Source organism: Bacillus sp. PPSBB_2 (assembly GCF_045291115.1).
Classification (GTDB): domain Bacteria; phylum Bacillota; class Bacilli; order Bacillales; family Bacillaceae_G; genus Bacillus_A; species Bacillus_A cereus.
This window is the reverse complement of the sequence record NZ_CP147983.1, coordinates 3,367,572-3,383,093: the sequence shown is the minus strand read 5'-3', so window position 1 is coordinate 3,383,093 and position 15,522 is coordinate 3,367,572. Positions and strand designations below refer to the sequence as shown.

Genomic DNA, 15,522 nt, shown 5'->3' with positions numbered 1-15,522 from the left:
GAGGGAACCAACATGAGTGGTAAAGAGGTTGAAATTATAGGAAGTAACACTGCAAGTGCCATTTCTTACGCACAAAACATTGAAAATGGTATGAAGGATTCTTTAAACCAAGCGAAAGACTTAAAAGCATATGTCACAGGTGCGAAATGGAATGGAAAAACGAGAGATGCATTTTTAAGTTATCTTGATTTGATCATTCAATATAATTCAGAAATGGTAGAGGCATTTGAAGGACATACGAAAGCTTTGAAAGAGTTAGATAAAAGCATTCAAACGTACGGAGATAAATCGGAAGTAAGGGCGATAAAACAACTGTGATGGAGAAACGAGGGATAAAAGAATGGGGAAAGAAATGAGTTTTGCACCTGCTGAATTATATGTTCTCGCAGGTGCAGCTGGGGTTACCGATATATTTGGATTGCCAAACCGTGACGCAATTATTTTACTTGATGCAGAATGTGTCACGAAAGCAACTACGAGTTTAAAAGAAAAAGGCCTACTTACAAGTGAAAATGGAATTACCCCTGCAGCTTTTCAAATAATTGAACTATTAAAGGAATATGAAAATTGTCATGAATACACGAGAATGAATAATGTATTAATTGGCTTTTTAAAAGAGGATAAAGATCGAGTGGCTGTATTAACGGAAATAGAGCCAAATAAAAAATACGAGATCGACTACATACCAAAGCCAGACGTATATTTTTCATTATTAACACGCATCCCTTTCTTATTGAGAGAACCGAGGGAAATAGAAGATACATTTTTCTCAAAGAGAATGACAGAAGAAGAACAACAAACATTTGAGGAAAAAGATTTATCAAATAAAGATGTTATAGCGATAGAAACGTATACGAGGCCTCGGAGTAATAGAGGAGGAAAATGGGAATGTTTCTTATATTTCACTGAAGGAGAAGATTTCGTTCAAATTGATGTAGAACGTAATCGATATGACTGGGTGAGTCTCTATGCTGTAAATAAGAAATTGTATGACGTGTTAAAAATGCCGTATAAAAAATTAATTGACCCGAGACAATTTTCGTTAGGAGGTATTGAATAATGCAAGTATCAATGGGAGATGGTGGTTCTGGTGGTGGAGAAGAAGTATTAGTTAATTTTCAAGAACTACTTGATATAGTAATGAAATTAGAAAATATATATAAAATCCATGTAGACGTCATTGGAACGAATATTGAGAGTTTATTAAGCTGTGATTTTTATCAAAAAGGTGAAGCGATGAGAGTAATTGAAAAATATCCTGATATATTACACAAAACACTTGAATTGTCTGAACACTATTTGAGGTCGGCGAAAGTTGTAGGAAATGTATGTGTAGAAATGCTTGAAAAGGACGAACAATTACGTGAAATATTAAATAAGTTGTAGAAATCACCATACGGCTGGGGGATGAAAACGAGATGGATGTGAAATATAGACCTGAACCATGGCAAAACATGGGAGATGGTATGAATCGAATTACAAAAGATGCACTCATGAAATTACGGGAAGCAAATGAGTCATTAAAAAGAATTGATGGAAGAATACGAGATTTAGACTCGGATGGTAGTATACATTTTAATCCTAAAGATCAATCGCAAAAAATCAGTGAATTACTTGATAGTTATACGACATTACAAAAATATTGCGGAGAAGTAGGGCGAATAGTCTCTGAACATATAGATAAACCTTTTTTAGTAGAAATGGATAAATTCGCTCAAAAAATGAGAGATACATCTATTCTCAGTTTCGAAACAAATAACCGAATTGGCTCTACAACAACGACAGTATTACCAGGTGCGCATGCAGGCTACGGAAGTGTACCACAAACAATACAGAAGAAGAAAGATAAAATAACAGTAGAAGATATTTTTAGAGATTCACCTGCATTTGATAACGTACTGAGAGGGGAGTACAAAGAACTAAAAAAACAAAATCCAGATGCAAAATTAAATTATGAAGAATACAAGAAAGTAGTCCCATCCACACGAGGATTTGAATACAAATCGATAGAAGATGAACAGAAAAAACTAGAAATGGTGCGAGACATAGGAATAGGCGTAGGAATCATCATCACAACAATCCTTTGTCCACCACTCGGGGCCGCTGCCGCAGTAGTATACGGAGGTGTACAAATAAAAAGCGGTATCGACGGAGAAGACTGGGGAACACACCGGAAATTGAGCCAAGAAGAGCGGGTAGGAAACATCATTTTTGGCGGATTAGATGCAATCCCAGTTGTTGGAGCGGTAGGAAAAGGAGTAAAAGCATTCAAAGGGACGAGTGAATTAGCTGATTTAGCCAAATTATTAAAATTCAAAGAAGGAATGCCTGGTTTTAATCCAAATTTGGGTAAAAATGTGGTACAATCGCTTAAGGAAAATAATCTATTAAAAAATTTAAAAATACAAGGTTGGAAAACCGTAGATAAGATTAATGATGCGGACTACTTCATTAAAGGTCTAGTGGCAAAAGGTGTGGACTCCGTAACCCCATTCGCTAAAGGTGTAGAAATCATGCCAGATGGAAGTGTCGTTAGATCTGGAACGAATTATAGCGGGAAATTCCAAGAAGCCCATGATGCCTCAAAGGCGAGTATTCAGAGTAAGATCTCGAATTTGGAGAGTGGTGGGGTTAAGGGTACGGGTAACGCTGTTCATAGATCTGAAATTGACGAAGTAATTAAAAATAATTACGATAAAGACGGGAACTTGATTAATAGATCAATTGTTCCTAAGGGATATGATAGTGTTGAAGATTTCTTAAAACAAGTAGATAATACTACCATCAAAGAATTTGGGTATGATAGTGTTGAAGAGTTTAAAGAAGTGGTAGGTTATGTTGATGAATATTTGAATGCCTCACCTAAAAATAATATTTTAAATAAATCATTAGCGGGAGGTACACATGTGAAAGGTGTAGACTACGATGTACTAGGATTTCCTATTTTTAAAGGAGATGCTGTTAAGTTTCAAACAAAGTTGGATAAAGGGATGTTTATAGCATCTGATGATAAACAGTTTAAGTTCTGTACAAAGGCATTAAAAGAAGCAATAGAGAAGGGAGATATACCAAAGGAAATCTTTACAGAGAAACAGCTCCGGGATATTTATAATGAGGAAGCTAGAATAAAAGGATTGACTTGGCATCATCATCAAGTACCTGGTAAAATGCAGTTAGTAGTGTCTAAAACGCATAAAGTTAACCATTTAGGTGGAAATGCATTATGGGGGGATGGAATCAGATGAGTAAGGTACAATGGAGATCACCAGATGAACCTATTATACGAGAAGATGTAAAGAATGTTGAACAGGAATTGAACATTAATTTTCCTTTAGATTATATAGAATGTGTGATGAAGAATAATGGAGCGCATGTTAGTCCAGAGGTGTTTGAAGTTGAAGGGAAAAGAAAGGTTTTTGGAACGTTATTAAGTTACGATATGGATGATGATGAAAATATTATAGAAGTATTTGATGATTACAAGGATACACTACCGGCAGAATTAGTTCCTTTTGCTTTTGACCCAGCGGGAAATTTAATATGTTTTGACTATAAAAATGACAAAAATAACCCTGTTGTGGTATTTTGGGAACATGAAAATGCTGGTGAAAAAGAAATGTTGATGCGAGAAGAAGGATTAACAGAAGAACAAGTGGAAGAACGTGCAAGAGAAAATGTATTTTACATTGCAGATACATTTACTGATTTTTTAAGTAAATTACACGATTAAAAAATATAATGATGAATGAAAAATAAAGTTTATGTGAAGTGGATAGAAAAAATAATAGGGTGTTTGAAAATAGATACTCCATGATGGTTGTACCATCATGGAGTACTGTGTGCAATGATAGAATAGAAAACGAAGTACGAGCTTAGGCGAAATGACATTTTATATGGCGGTGAATATAAACACATGGAATGTACATTAAACTAACGAACTTGTACAAACTCGTAAGTTTTAACGTAGTAGTTGTCATGGCATGTAAAAGGTGTCGTACTGTTAATACAAAACTTACAGATCTTATAAATCTTACAAATTTATGCTACTTAAAAACATATGAACTTAAAGCACTTGATTGTCTATTTGAGGCAACAAGTGCTTTTTTGTGTTTTAGCGTAGAAATAATGTGGTACAATCGCTTAAGGAAAATAAGACTTTAAAGAATGCACTAGATACTGTGAAAAATACTCCTATTCCAGTAGCAGTTAGGACGGTGGATACTGGAATAGGAATGAAGCTTCCTTATATAGAATTTTCAACTGTTGGAGAAGTAGCTGGAAAGTTTTCAAAGGCAAGTACGGTAGCTAAGGATGACGCTTATCAACTTGCTAAGGGTAGTGGAGGGGTTAAGGGTACGGGTAACACTGTTCATAGATCAGAAATTGACGAAGTAATTAAAAACGACTACGATATAGACGGGAATTTGGTTAATAGGTCAATTGTGCCTAAAGGTTATGATAGTGTTGAAGACTTTTTAACAAAAGTAGATGATACTACTATTAAAGAGTTTGGATATGATAGTGTTGAGGAATTTAAAGCGGTAGTAGGGTATGTTGATGCTCATTTAAATGCTTCACCAAAACATAATATAATTAATAAAGGGCTAGCAGGTGGCACACATATGAAAGGTATAGATTACGATGTTTTAGGTTTTCCGATTTTTAAAGGTGAGGATGTTAAGTTTACTCATAAGTTAGATGAAAGTTTATTTATAGCTAAGGATGATGCACAATTTGAAGAGTGTACAAGGCAATTGAAGGCAGCCATAAACAAAGGAGAGATACCGAGAGATATTTTTACACCTAAGCAATTAAAAATGATAGAGTTGGAATTGCCACGAATTGTAGATTTAACATGGCATCATCATCAGGTGCCTGGAAAAATGCAATTAGTTGTTTCAGCAAAGCACAGTGTAAATCATTTAGGTGGTAATAAATTATGGGGAGGCGGAATTAGATGAGAAAAGATTTAACATGGCCAGTACCAGATGAGCCGGTTTCAGCAGAATATATATATGAAGTGGGTAAGCAGATGGATTTTATATTTCCAAGTGATTATGTAGAGTGTGCTACTACTAATAATGGTTCAGCGGTATTACCATATAAGTTTGAGGTGGATGGAGTAACAAGAGTGTTTGGGACATTGCTCTCTTATGATACGGATAGTAGCGAATATATTGTTAAAGTATATCGTACTTATGCCCCTACTATACCTAAAGAGTTAGTTCCTTTTGCTTTTGACCCAGCAGGAAATTTAATATGTTTTGACTATAAAAATGACAAAAATAACCCTGTTGTGGTATTTTGGGAGCATGAGAATGCTGGCGAAAAAGAAATGTTAATGCGTCAAGAAGGTTTAACAGAAGCACAAGTAGAAGAACTGGCAAGAGAAAATGTATTTTATATTGCAGATACATTTACTGATTTTTTAAGTAAATTACACGATTAAAAAATATAATGATGAATGAAAAATAAAGTTTATGTGAAATGGATAGAAAAAATAATAGGGTGTTTGAAAATATATACTCCATGATGGTTGTACCATCATAGAGTAATATGTGCAATGATAGAATAGAAAACGAAGTACGAGCTTAGGCGATATGACATTTTACATGGCGATGAATATAAACACATGGAATGTATATTAAACTAACGAACTCGTACAAACTCGTAAGTTTTAACGTAGTAGTTGTCACAATATATAAAAGGTGTCAAACTGCACTACAAAAATTATAAAATTATCCATAATTAAAAACATATTAACTTAAAGTACTTGATTGCCGACTAAAGGCAACAAGTGCTTTTTTAATTGAAAGGTATACTATAAATTTATAAAAGTTATTTTTATGAATTAAAGCTAACAGAAACTATTAGTATTATATAATTGAAAATACATTAGCAAAAGGTGTGGACTCTGTAACTCCATTCGTTAAAGGTGCAGAAATACTGCCAGATGGAAGTGTCGCTAGAACTGGAACGAACTATAGCGGGAAATTCCAAGGAGCCCATGATACCTCAAAGGCGAGTATTCAGAGTAGAATCTCGAATTTGGAGAGTGGTGGGGTTAAGGGTACTGGTAGTAACGCAAACCCAAACAAAATTAAACTAACCCCGGAAAGAGAAAAATACTATCGAATAAAAATAGATGAAGCCAAAGCACGGGGGGATTACAAGGAAGCAGATAACATTAGGTATAATCGTCATTGTGAAGAAACAAAAGAGCCTTTAGAACGTAAAGAGTGGGATGTTAAGCGTGAAAATTTAAGGAAAAGTCAAGAGCGTGGAAGAGAAGAAGAAATAAAAGGAAGAAAAGCTTTGGGAGAACACCTAAATCGTACATTAGAGGACAATAACTCCGGCAAGGTTGTTACGTATACATCCAGTGAAGGGCATCTTACGCGTCCAGATAGTATAGGTCGTAATGCTAAGGATGAAATCGATTTAGTTCATGATCACAAACACAAAATAAGTGACAAAGAACACGTTATTCATAATGACAGTCAAATGCGAGCTGAAAGAGAGATGCTCGAAGATAAAAATGGAAGTCATATTGTGACAATATCAAGCGATAAACCCGATTTGAATGGGATTCCTCCTCATCCAAGACCAAGTGGGCCTTTGGGTAAGGATAGTGATGTTTACTACACTGATCCAAATAGCGGTAAAGTGACTCATAAATGGGAGAACAATACACGTTTACCTGGTGGAGGTAGGTGGAAAAAGCTGTGAATAAAAATTATTATGTGACTATATTTTTTAATATTAAGGGGGATATACATGAAACCAGATTTTTTCACAATTACAATGTATCCTACAGTATCTTTTAACGAAGAAGAATTATTAGGTCGTCTTTTGGATGTGTTTGAGTCAAATGAAAAATTTGCTCCTACTCATTGGGGCAACTGTGAAACGGTACGGGTAGAATATAACCGTCAGGAAATTCTGGAAAAAGTAGTTTCAGAGCGTATAGTATCAGAAGTTTACCTGTATCGTGATAAATCTGTGAACTACACAGGACGTTTTCAAGTTAACTGGAGCCATCGTTCATTTTTAGAGTTTGAGTTTCATAAATCAATACCTAAAAAATTATGGTCTGCTTTTTTTGAGTTATCTGATCAAATCGCAGAAGCTGCGAAACCAAGTTACGGAGTAACTCAAATTTTTTGGCCTTTATCATATCCGTGGAATACCGACCGTGAACGTTTACAGATGTGGATGGAAATATCTTCCCAGCCAATACCGGTTAGGTTTCTTCCTAACGGTCCCTTAGGGATAGGCGCTAGAACATACTTTAGTGGTCATATTTTAGAAATGTTTGATAAGGAATTATTACAAAATAGTCCAGCTGTGGTATCTGAGCTAGATTGGGGTGGGCTTTGTATTGATATTTTAAATAATCCATTAGGGAGTGATAGTGATACATTACTTGATAATTGGCTACAAGTAATGAAGTATTTGGAACCAGCACAAGTAATGGCTATACCAAGTTTTGATGAAGATCAAATGGGTGTAACTTATTCTCCAAATATTGCTTGGAAGGACTATCTGAAAAGCTAAATGAAAGGAGATCGTAATAATGAATGAGAATGGTAATGATAGAATAAGAGTCATGGAAATATTAAATAGATCTCAATACAATGATGAGGTTATAGATGGACTAGATATGAGTGATTTAGATCTTACTTTTTCAGATTTGTCAGAGGTGATGGCAGAGGGTATCATGGCAAAACAAGTCCATTTAAGAGCTTCTTCACTAATGAGAGCATCTTTTTTTGATTGTGATTTTGAGTTTGCTGATTTCAGGAGCTGTAATTTAGAGGAAATACATATTGCAGATTGTAGATTTGGTGAAGCTAATTTCTCTAAAGCCAATATGAAATATGCAAAGGTAAATATAAGTAGTTGTTTTGAAACATGTTTTGATGAAGTTGATTTTTCATATGGAGAATTAGTTGGAACGATATTAAATCATGCTACTTTTCGACGAGCAAATTTATACAAAATAGATGCAAAACAGGCCGACTGTACGGGAACGGATTTCAGCAACGCGAATCTTACAGAAGGTAACTTTGAAAAAGCATATTTAGAAGATGCTAATTTATCAGAAGTAGATGCTAGAAATACAGATTTTACAAACGCGGATTTAACAGGAGCGAACCTTTTAAATGGGAATTTCACGGATGCGAATTTTACCGGTGCTAAACTAGACAATGTAGTTTGGAAGGGAGCACAGGTAGAAGGAGCCAAGTTTGACGAAAATGTGAAGGAACAAATCTTAAAAATGATTTAAATATGATGGGAAGTATATACATTTGAGCACTCGAAAACCTATTATTGGTAGCGAGTGCTTTTTTCGTAGAGATATTAGAGATTACTAAATTAGTGAAAATCAATATAGATTATTTTTAAGGATTATTAGATAGATTAAGTCGGGAATATTATATAATTGAAAATACATTAGCAAAAGGTGTGGACTCCGTAACCCCATTCGTTAAAGGTGTAGAAATACTGCCAGATGGAAGTGTCGTTAGATCTGGAACGAACTATAGCGGGAAATTCCAAGAAGCCCATGATGCCTCAAAGGCGAGTATTCAGAGTAGGATCTCGAATTTGGAGAGTGGTGGGGTTAAGGGTACGGGTAACGCTGTTCATAGATCTGAAATTGACGAAGTAATTAAAAATAATGACGAGATGGAAATTTGATTAATAGATCAATTGTGCCTAAGGGATATGATAGTGTTGAAGATTTCTTAAAACAAGTAGATGATACTACTATCAAAGAATTTGGGTATGATAGTGTTGAAGAGTTTAAAGAAGTTGTAGAACTAACAGAAACATATTTGAATACTAAAACGAAAAATAATATATTAAATAAGCCTTTAGCAGAAGGAACACATGTGAAAAAAGGAGTAGATTTTGATATTTTAGGATTCCCAATATTTAAAGGGGATGATGTTAAGTTTTCTTTAAAGTTAGAGAAAGATTTCTATGTTATGAAAGATACAGATCAATTTAGGGAATGTACTAAATTGGTAAAAGAAGCAATTGAGAAAGGCGAAATCTCAAAAGAATTATTCACTAAAAAGCAGTTAGCTCAAATAAATGATGGTTTGCCTAGAATAGATGGATTAATATGGCATCATCATCAAATACCGGGGAAAATGCAATTAGTAATAAAAGAAGTTCATAGTGTGAATCATTTAGGTGGAAATAGATTATGGGGAGGCGGAATTAGATGAAGAATTTAGAATGGAAGTATGCGGATGATTCGGTTACGGAAGAATTTATGGAGAAAATAGGTCAATCACTGGGAGTTGAGTTTCCAAAAGATTATATCGAGTGTGCAAAGGTAAATCATGGTGCTAATGTAATACCATATTGTTTTGATGTTGAAGGAATAGAAAGAGTTTTTGGTGCATTACTTTCTTTTGATGAGGAGAGTAGTGATTATATTGTAAGAGATTATAATAACTACCGTGCTACCTTACCTAGAGATGTAATTCCTTTTGGAATTGATCCAGCAGGAAATTTAATTTGCTTTGATTATAAAAATCATGAAGAAAATCCAATTGTTGTTTTTTGGGAACATGAAGATGCATGGGAAAAGGAAGCGCTGATGGAAAGTGAAGGGATTACGGCAGAAGAAGCAGAGAAAATCGCAAGAGAAAATGTATTTTTTGTTGCTAATACGTTCACAGAGTTCTTAAGTAAATTACATGATTAATAGAGCGTTAAAATTAAAGGGGTATCTTATAAGTGGCGGGTTTCACCTGCTTATGAGATACCCCTTTTAATTTTAGAATAGAACGGTTATTTAACAGAGAGGTTCAACAAACTACTACCTATGCTATTGCAAATTTACTAAGTATGGAAAAATCCAGAATTCATAAGGGGATAAGCTTGGCAAAAAATAGCGAAAAGCATAGATGATATGAAAGTCAAATCGAAAAGTTTTAAAAGTGACGATTAAGGTTTAATAACGTCTAAACGAAGCTGGGTGAATAAGCATCATACAGAAAGTAATAAGATTATAGATGATAAGATTAAGGGTGTAGAGGCTTCTCTTGCTAGTAAAAGAGTAGATAATACTGGTAATAAGGTCGCTGGACTTGATTCAAATGGGGAATTTTTTGATGATGTATTAGAATCTAAGTATCAAGATTATGTAAAAAGAAAGACTAAATCTGGTAAAAGTGTTCGTGACCGATTAGATTGGAAAGAAGCTTCTGATAAGTGGGCGAAACTACGGAATCAAGGAAGAGATTTTGAAATAGAAGCAATAAATGAATTTAAGAAAGTGGCTACTGATGTTCAAGAACAGATAACAATTGTAACTAAGGACGGAACAAAAATTAGAGTAGATGCAATTGGATATGATAAAAAACAGGAGCATTGTTAATAGAAGAATATAAATCTTCTGCTACAGCTCCACTAACTTCAAATAAAAGAGATGGATTTGTGGAATTACTTGAAAGTGGAGGAGTTATTGTAGGAGAAGGGAATATTTATTAATGGAGTCGAGATTCCGCCTGGGACTGCTGTTAAAATCGTTAGACCCAACATAAGGGAGTGATATAATATGAAACTTAAAAGAAAAGATTTAGATAAGAAGATTAGTGCCTCGATAAAAAAAGAATTGAAAAAATATAAACTAAAATCAAGAGGTGGAATTTATTATAAGAAAATAGGACAATATTTTATATATATGCATATTGGTGCGACTGGTGTGGAAAATGATATTGTTAGAATTAGAGGGTATGTGAAGCCATATATAACAGATGATATTTTTTGGGAAGTTTTTAATATGGAATCTAATAGTAATGAACCTATTGGATTACGAGCAAACGCTGCATACAAAGTTGACGGATTTGAGGCTTTTTACAATGATGTAAAATATGGTGATGTAGAAAGTCTAGGAGATGTTGCTAATGAATTAATAGGTAAATGCTATGAATATTTGGAGCAGACTGTAGAGTCTTTTGAAGGTTTTGAAGATTTCCTTTCTTTCTCTAAATCTTCGGATAAAAATCAACTTTATGATTATAACCTTGTTGATATGTTATTATTAATAAATACAGGAAAGTATAAAGAAGCTAAAAGTATTGCAAAAAATCTAATAGCAAAACACGAATATGGAAGATTTATTAATGAAGAAAAAAATATATATGAGTACATTGTAGATTATTGCAATAGCCATATATAGGATAGGAGAAAATATGGCAGTTATAGATGTGGATCAGATAGAAGCAATTGGAGTAGAAGGTAAAAATCTAAAGTTGTTAATAATAGACTATCTAGATTGGGAATATGAAGACATGCATCTAGACGTACTACAAGAAAAAATTAATAATTACTTAGTGTATATTGAAGATAAGCAGTATTTTAAAGATTATGGAGACAACTTTGAGAAAAAATAATTGATATAAAATTTCAACATAGTATTTCGGAAAATGGAATGAAATTTCTGAACGTAGTTTCCAGTCAATTAAATGATACTGACATATTCATCAATATTCACTTACCAAGAGAATAATTTTTTATGACTTGTTTACGTTCTAATTTATTTTGTTAGATCTTTGAAACAAGGAAAAGTTTTGTAGAATTGTACATTTAATAAACTATTTTACCTAGCTTTGAGTAAGCGAAGGGAAAGTAACAGATGGGCTTGATGTATAATTACAAAAGTTAATGAAAAATGATGTTGAAGAAGTATTTAACTTTAATTGGGAGAATACTTGTAAGTAAGGAAGAGTAAGCGGTAATTGGTAACCCAGTTACCGCTTTTTGTTTTAACTAAGGGTACGGGTGAAGGTGGAAAAGGGAATTCTGATTTACTTGATAATACTGGTAGATTTAAAGATGCTGAGTTGCAATCTAAGTATGATGTATATTGTGAAAGGAAATATAAGAATAGTGAAGCGCCTAAAGAGCCACTGGAGTGGAAAGAAGCAAGTGAAAAATGGGCATCACTTAAAGAGCAGGGGCAAGAATTTTCTGATGAAAGTTTTAATCTATTTTCACAACAATATGAAAATGCTGAACGAGAAATAACCATTGTTACACATGAAGGGACTAAGGTAAGAGTTGACGCAATTGCATCTGATGAATATGGGAATGTTATTATACAAGAATATAAAAGTTCCGCTACTGCTCCCTATACTACTAATCAAGAAAAGGGATTCCCTGAATTGAAGAATTCTGGTGGAAAGGTCGTAGGTGAAGGAAAGGGAGATTTTTCAGGGGGATACGAAGTGCCTAGTGGAACAAGGCCGCAAATTGTTCGTCCTGAAGGGACAACTTATTTTGATGAATAAATGAGGTGAGAGATAAGTGTCAATATTAGACAAAAATAAAATAGATGGAATTGGCAAGAGTATGGGTGAAAATAAGTTAGCATTAATGATTGCAGATCATTTAGATTGGGAAAATGAACTTCAGCACTTAACATTGTTACAAGATAAAATTAATGCCTATGTATCTTTTATTGAAAGTGGGCAAATCTATAGTGTTTATCCGGATGCTAAGTTAGTAGATGGCTTTATATTCGATTTAAGATTTAAATATAAACCAACTAAAAATTGTAATAAATTATTGGAGGTTTTTAGGAAGAATACTCAAGATTTGAGGATTGAGTTTAAAATATATGAATCTTAGGTAGTTTGAATTGGAGATGTAATATGAAAGCAAATAAAGCATTTGAGCGCGTATGTAATCTAATATCTGAAAAGTATTTAGATAATGGCTGGAAATATTCTAAGTCTGTTCATTGGATGAGTAAAAAAGATAAAAATTTCATTTATAAGGTACTCTTTTATACAAGTTGGAATAATATATCTGATAAAAATGTAGTATTTTATGGTGAATGCGCAATTCTTCCTTTAAAATCTAAAGATAAAATATTTCATATTAATACACGTCAGTGCAATGTACCAAGCGGTCAGTTATATTGGAACATAGCAAATGAGGAAGAGTGGGAGCGGACAGTTAACGAATTCACTAATTGGTTAAATAGTGTATTTATGCCAATTGTAGAAAGGTGTACGAATGATTTGAACAACTTTGTAAAAGAGGTTGCTGAAAGGGGTTTTTATCCTCAAAAGGGTTATATGGTAGATATTAATTTTATATTAACGCACGGGTCGCGTGAATTGGCAGAGGAAGCTATCAAAAGATACTATGACAGTTTGGAAGAGTCAATAAAAAAAGAATTTAAAGATAACTATGAAAGTATGGTGTGTGGTAATGAAGCAGTTAGTGCATATGGTAATAATATGATGAGAAATTACACCAATTTTAGAACTATCATAGATAATAAAATAATTGTTACTTTATAGTACATAAAATGGTTTGACTTAGTAAGTGATAATTGGTACCCTAGTTATCGCTTTTTGTTTTAACTAAGGGTACGGGTAATAGAGAGGCTGAAGTTCCACCAGCCTTCAAGCAAGAGGAATTTGCCAGTACATATGAATCAAGATTTAAGCAAACACCCGCAGAAACGAATTCAAATGTCGTTTTTGAAGGGGTTAGAGGTGAGTCTTTATGTACCCTAAAACCACCACCAGATCCTACGTTACAGAAAATCTTAAATGAAGCTGGTATTAATGGAATTGAGTATAAAAATGGAGTTCCTGATTTTTCACCAGTAGCAAAGGCACAGTTGGAAATCGATTATATGCTAGGTGGAAAAGGGGCTAAAGGAAATACTGCTAGAGATTATAATTTTAAGCAAGCAAATGAAAGGTTAGCAGATCAGCTTAATAATTCACCAGAATTGGCAAACCAATTTGGAATGGAAGCTGGTGGAATTACGGCAAAAGATATAGAAAAATACCGAGTGAAAAATAAATTAACATGGCAGGAGTTAAATGATGGAGTTACTATACAACTTGTGCCAACAGAAATAAACGCCAAATTTGGACACCTTGGTGGAGTTGGTGAAATAAACGCAGGAGCTTTTGAACCTGGAGGATTTGCAAATAAATAATAAGGAGATTATAAAATGACAATAAATGATAAAGTTTTTGGAGAACTTGATTATCAGTATACATGGGTAGGATACAGAACCATAAAGTTTTTAGGAAAGGACACGGAGATAGCATTATTAATTGGAGGAGAAGATGATGGTAAATTTGATGAAGGTCAATATGTGGCATACAATTCATTAATGGATAATTGGGAGAAAATCCAACATAACATATTACAACCAATTTTAAATTATTATAAACAAAAAAGGCATGAGCTTGGTTATGATGTTGCATTTAATGAAGATTATCCATTAATTGAAACAGTTGATCAATTAATAGAACATATAACATTAGTAGGTATTTCTGTTCCGTATGATTTCCTTCGTGATGGACGTGATGTAGGGATCTCGTTTGATTGTTCATGGGATGAGGAAAATGGTTTAGGAATTCGTCTTATAAATGAAAGGGTAGATGAAGTAGGTTATCAAGATGTCGCTATTTAAAATGGGCTGTTAAAAAGTACAGACTAATGATGGTTGTATCATCATGGAGTGCAATGAAAGAACAGAAAACAAAGTACGAGCTTAGGTGAGATGAGGTTTTATTTGGCTACGAATATATACCACTTAAAATGAAACTGAAACTAATGAACTCGTACAAGCTCGTAAGTTTTAATGTACTTGTCACGATGCATATAAGGTGTCATACTTTTACTAAAATACTTATAAATTTATGCTACTTAAAAACATATGAACTTAAAGCACTTGATTGTCGACTACAGGCAATGAGTGCTTTTTTTATTGAAAGATATACTATAAATTTAAAGAAATTATTTTTATGAATTAAAGCCAACAAAAATTACTAGTATTATATAACTAGAACTACATTAGCAAAAGGTGCGGACTCCTCATCCCCAATCTTTAAAGGTGTAGAAATGCTGCCAGATGGAAGTGTTGTTAGATCTGGAACGAACTATAGCGGGAAATTCCAAGAAGCCCATAATGCCTCAAAGGCGAGTATTCAGAGTAGGATTTCGAATTTGGAGAGTGGTGGGGTTAAGGGTACGGGTGAAACGGTTAAGAAGATAGGTGATATTAATGATCCTATTAGAACATATCGTGGTGCTGATTTAGGTAAGCTAGAGGCTAAATATACTGCGGATCCTCGCTTAACTGTTGAGATGCCCTATGTTGGTAAAGGGCAAAAAAACACCAATGCAGAGGGTTGGTTACGCGATAAAGATTTTTATTGGAAAGAGATGTTAGAGAAGTACCCAGAAGCGTTTAATAGGTCAAATAGACAAAAAATAGAATTAGGATTCGCACCTATAAACAATCCAACGTTTAGAAAACATTTTCCCCAATATGATTTAAAAGAATTATATAATGACACTTTAATACATCATCACATTGGTGGTGGAGGTCAAGCTGTGGCTGTACCCTCAAAGCTACATCCAGGTTTAGGAGGGATTCATAATGCTGAGAAAAGCGCAGGAGTTTGGGGAAATGACCAAAAATATGCTGAACTATTAGAAAAATTCTTAGAAAAGTAAGGG

General features: G+C 33.9%; 18 protein-coding genes and 4 pseudogenes. All 22 read left to right on the top strand.

The window, feature by feature from the left end; genetic code table 11:
- Nucleotides 1-12: 12 nt before the first annotated feature.
- On the top strand, nt 13-318 hold the full coding sequence (locus tag V6946_RS16755) for a WXG100 family type VII secretion target (protein WP_000014535.1): 306 nt from the start codon (nt 13-15) through the stop codon (nt 316-318).
- A 22-nt stretch (nt 319-340) separates the two neighbouring features.
- Nucleotides 341-1,060 carry a DUF5081 family protein gene (locus V6946_RS16750; RefSeq protein WP_048657060.1) on the top strand — a complete coding sequence of 240 codons (720 nt, stop codon included), beginning with the start codon at nt 341-343 and terminating at the stop codon, nt 1,058-1,060.
- Nucleotides 1,060-1,386: an MFS transporter gene (locus V6946_RS16745; protein ID WP_366982111.1), complete on the top strand. Its 327-nt coding sequence runs from the start codon at nt 1,060-1,062 to the stop codon at nt 1,384-1,386. The genes V6946_RS16750 and V6946_RS16745 overlap by 1 nt, the downstream gene beginning before the upstream one ends.
- A 32-nt stretch (nt 1,387-1,418) precedes the next feature.
- Entirely contained in the window at nt 1,419-3,245 is a 1,827-nt protein-coding gene (locus V6946_RS16740) for an HNH endonuclease (RefSeq protein ID WP_366982112.1), read from the top strand.
- Nucleotides 3,242-3,730 carry an SMI1/KNR4 family protein gene (locus V6946_RS16735; RefSeq protein WP_000049179.1) on the top strand — a complete coding sequence of 163 codons (489 nt, stop codon included), beginning with the start codon at nt 3,242-3,244 and terminating at the stop codon, nt 3,728-3,730. The genes V6946_RS16740 and V6946_RS16735 overlap by 4 nt, the downstream gene beginning before the upstream one ends.
- A 394-nt stretch (nt 3,731-4,124) precedes the next feature.
- Nucleotides 4,125-4,961: pseudogene (locus V6946_RS16730) on the top strand (HNH endonuclease); the annotation flags it as partial.
- Complete coding sequence (locus V6946_RS16725) at nt 4,958-5,449, top strand: SMI1/KNR4 family protein (protein ID WP_001224283.1); 492 nt, start codon at nt 4,958-4,960, stop codon at nt 5,447-5,449. The pseudogene V6946_RS16730 and the gene V6946_RS16725, both read left to right, overlap by 4 nt.
- A gap of 458 nt (nt 5,450-5,907) precedes the next feature.
- Nucleotides 5,908-6,729 (top strand): hypothetical protein, encoded by an 822-nt coding sequence (locus tag V6946_RS16720; protein WP_000378878.1) that lies wholly within the window; start codon nt 5,908-5,910, stop codon nt 6,727-6,729.
- Between the two features lie 48 nt (nt 6,730-6,777).
- Nucleotides 6,778-7,557 carry a hypothetical protein gene (locus V6946_RS16715; RefSeq protein ID WP_000801403.1) on the top strand — a complete coding sequence of 260 codons (780 nt, stop codon included), beginning with the start codon at nt 6,778-6,780 and terminating at the stop codon, nt 7,555-7,557.
- Between the two features lie 19 nt (nt 7,558-7,576).
- Complete coding sequence (locus V6946_RS16710) at nt 7,577-8,290, top strand: pentapeptide repeat-containing protein (RefSeq protein WP_001004771.1); 714 nt, start codon at nt 7,577-7,579, stop codon at nt 8,288-8,290.
- Nucleotides 8,291-8,469: 179 nt separating this feature from the next.
- Nucleotides 8,470-9,239, top strand: a pseudogene (locus V6946_RS16705) (HNH endonuclease).
- The gene (locus V6946_RS16700; RefSeq protein WP_000792752.1) at nt 9,236-9,724 is read left to right on the top strand and encodes an SMI1/KNR4 family protein; all 489 of its coding nucleotides are present in this window, start codon (nt 9,236-9,238) and stop codon (nt 9,722-9,724) included. Before V6946_RS16705 ends, V6946_RS16700 begins: the two are co-directional and overlap by 4 nt.
- Before the next feature lie 273 nt (nt 9,725-9,997).
- Nucleotides 9,998-10,399 (top strand): hypothetical protein, encoded by a 402-nt coding sequence (locus V6946_RS16695; protein ID WP_006915134.1) that lies wholly within the window; start codon nt 9,998-10,000, stop codon nt 10,397-10,399.
- Nucleotides 10,400-10,579: 180 nt separating this feature from the next.
- A complete protein-coding gene (locus tag V6946_RS16690; protein WP_000769506.1) occupies nt 10,580-11,203 on the top strand; it encodes a hypothetical protein in 624 nt (207 codons plus the stop codon).
- A 13-nt stretch (nt 11,204-11,216) separates the two neighbouring features.
- A pseudogene (locus V6946_RS16685) lies at nt 11,217-11,533 on the top strand (DUF6572 domain-containing protein).
- A 334-nt stretch (nt 11,534-11,867) separates the two neighbouring features.
- Nucleotides 11,868-12,314 carry a hypothetical protein gene (locus V6946_RS16680; RefSeq protein WP_033659867.1) on the top strand — a complete coding sequence of 149 codons (447 nt, stop codon included), beginning with the start codon at nt 11,868-11,870 and terminating at the stop codon, nt 12,312-12,314.
- A gap of 16 nt (nt 12,315-12,330) precedes the next feature.
- Entirely contained in the window at nt 12,331-12,654 is a 324-nt protein-coding gene (locus V6946_RS16675; protein WP_000025258.1) for a DUF6572 domain-containing protein, read from the top strand.
- A 23-nt stretch (nt 12,655-12,677) separates the two neighbouring features.
- Nucleotides 12,678-13,334: a hypothetical protein gene (locus V6946_RS16670; RefSeq protein ID WP_366982116.1), complete on the top strand. Its 657-nt coding sequence runs from the start codon at nt 12,678-12,680 to the stop codon at nt 13,332-13,334.
- A 65-nt stretch (nt 13,335-13,399) separates the two neighbouring features.
- Nucleotides 13,400-13,987 (top strand): annotated as a pseudogene (locus tag V6946_RS16665) (HNH endonuclease); the annotation flags it as partial.
- A gap of 15 nt (nt 13,988-14,002) precedes the next feature.
- Entirely contained in the window at nt 14,003-14,470 is a 468-nt protein-coding gene (locus tag V6946_RS16660; RefSeq protein WP_000154325.1) for a DUF6985 domain-containing protein, read from the top strand.
- A 134-nt stretch (nt 14,471-14,604) separates the two neighbouring features.
- Nucleotides 14,605-14,808 carry a hypothetical protein gene (locus tag V6946_RS16655; protein WP_114556408.1) on the top strand — a complete coding sequence of 68 codons (204 nt, stop codon included), beginning with the start codon at nt 14,605-14,607 and terminating at the stop codon, nt 14,806-14,808.
- Nucleotides 14,809-14,901: 93 nt separating this feature from the next.
- Nucleotides 14,902-15,519: a hypothetical protein gene (locus tag V6946_RS16650; protein ID WP_000936294.1), complete on the top strand. Its 618-nt coding sequence runs from the start codon at nt 14,902-14,904 to the stop codon at nt 15,517-15,519.
- Nucleotides 15,520-15,522: the final 3 nt, after the last annotated feature.

Coding starts and splice junctions, on each gene's coding strand:
- V6946_RS16690 (WP_000769506.1), top strand. CDS start 10,580: ATGAAACTTAAAAGAAAAGATTTAGATAAGAAGATTAGTGCCTCGATA.
- V6946_RS16750 (WP_048657060.1), top strand. CDS start 341: ATGGGGAAAGAAATGAGTTTTGCACCTGCTGAATTATATGTTCTCGCA.
- V6946_RS16650 (WP_000936294.1), top strand. CDS start 14,902: ATGCTGCCAGATGGAAGTGTTGTTAGATCTGGAACGAACTATAGCGGG.
- V6946_RS16670 (WP_366982116.1), top strand. CDS start 12,678: ATGAAAGCAAATAAAGCATTTGAGCGCGTATGTAATCTAATATCTGAA.
- V6946_RS16740 (WP_366982112.1), top strand. CDS start 1,419: ATGGATGTGAAATATAGACCTGAACCATGGCAAAACATGGGAGATGGT.
- V6946_RS16660 (WP_000154325.1), top strand. CDS start 14,003: ATGACAATAAATGATAAAGTTTTTGGAGAACTTGATTATCAGTATACA.
- V6946_RS16755 (WP_000014535.1), top strand. CDS start 13: ATGAGTGGTAAAGAGGTTGAAATTATAGGAAGTAACACTGCAAGTGCC.
- V6946_RS16745 (WP_366982111.1), top strand. CDS start 1,060: ATGCAAGTATCAATGGGAGATGGTGGTTCTGGTGGTGGAGAAGAAGTA.
- V6946_RS16715 (WP_000801403.1), top strand. CDS start 6,778: ATGAAACCAGATTTTTTCACAATTACAATGTATCCTACAGTATCTTTT.
- V6946_RS16725 (WP_001224283.1), top strand. CDS start 4,958: ATGAGAAAAGATTTAACATGGCCAGTACCAGATGAGCCGGTTTCAGCA.
- V6946_RS16735 (WP_000049179.1), top strand. CDS start 3,242: ATGAGTAAGGTACAATGGAGATCACCAGATGAACCTATTATACGAGAA.
- V6946_RS16700 (WP_000792752.1), top strand. CDS start 9,236: ATGAAGAATTTAGAATGGAAGTATGCGGATGATTCGGTTACGGAAGAA.
- V6946_RS16710 (WP_001004771.1), top strand. CDS start 7,577: ATGAATGAGAATGGTAATGATAGAATAAGAGTCATGGAAATATTAAAT.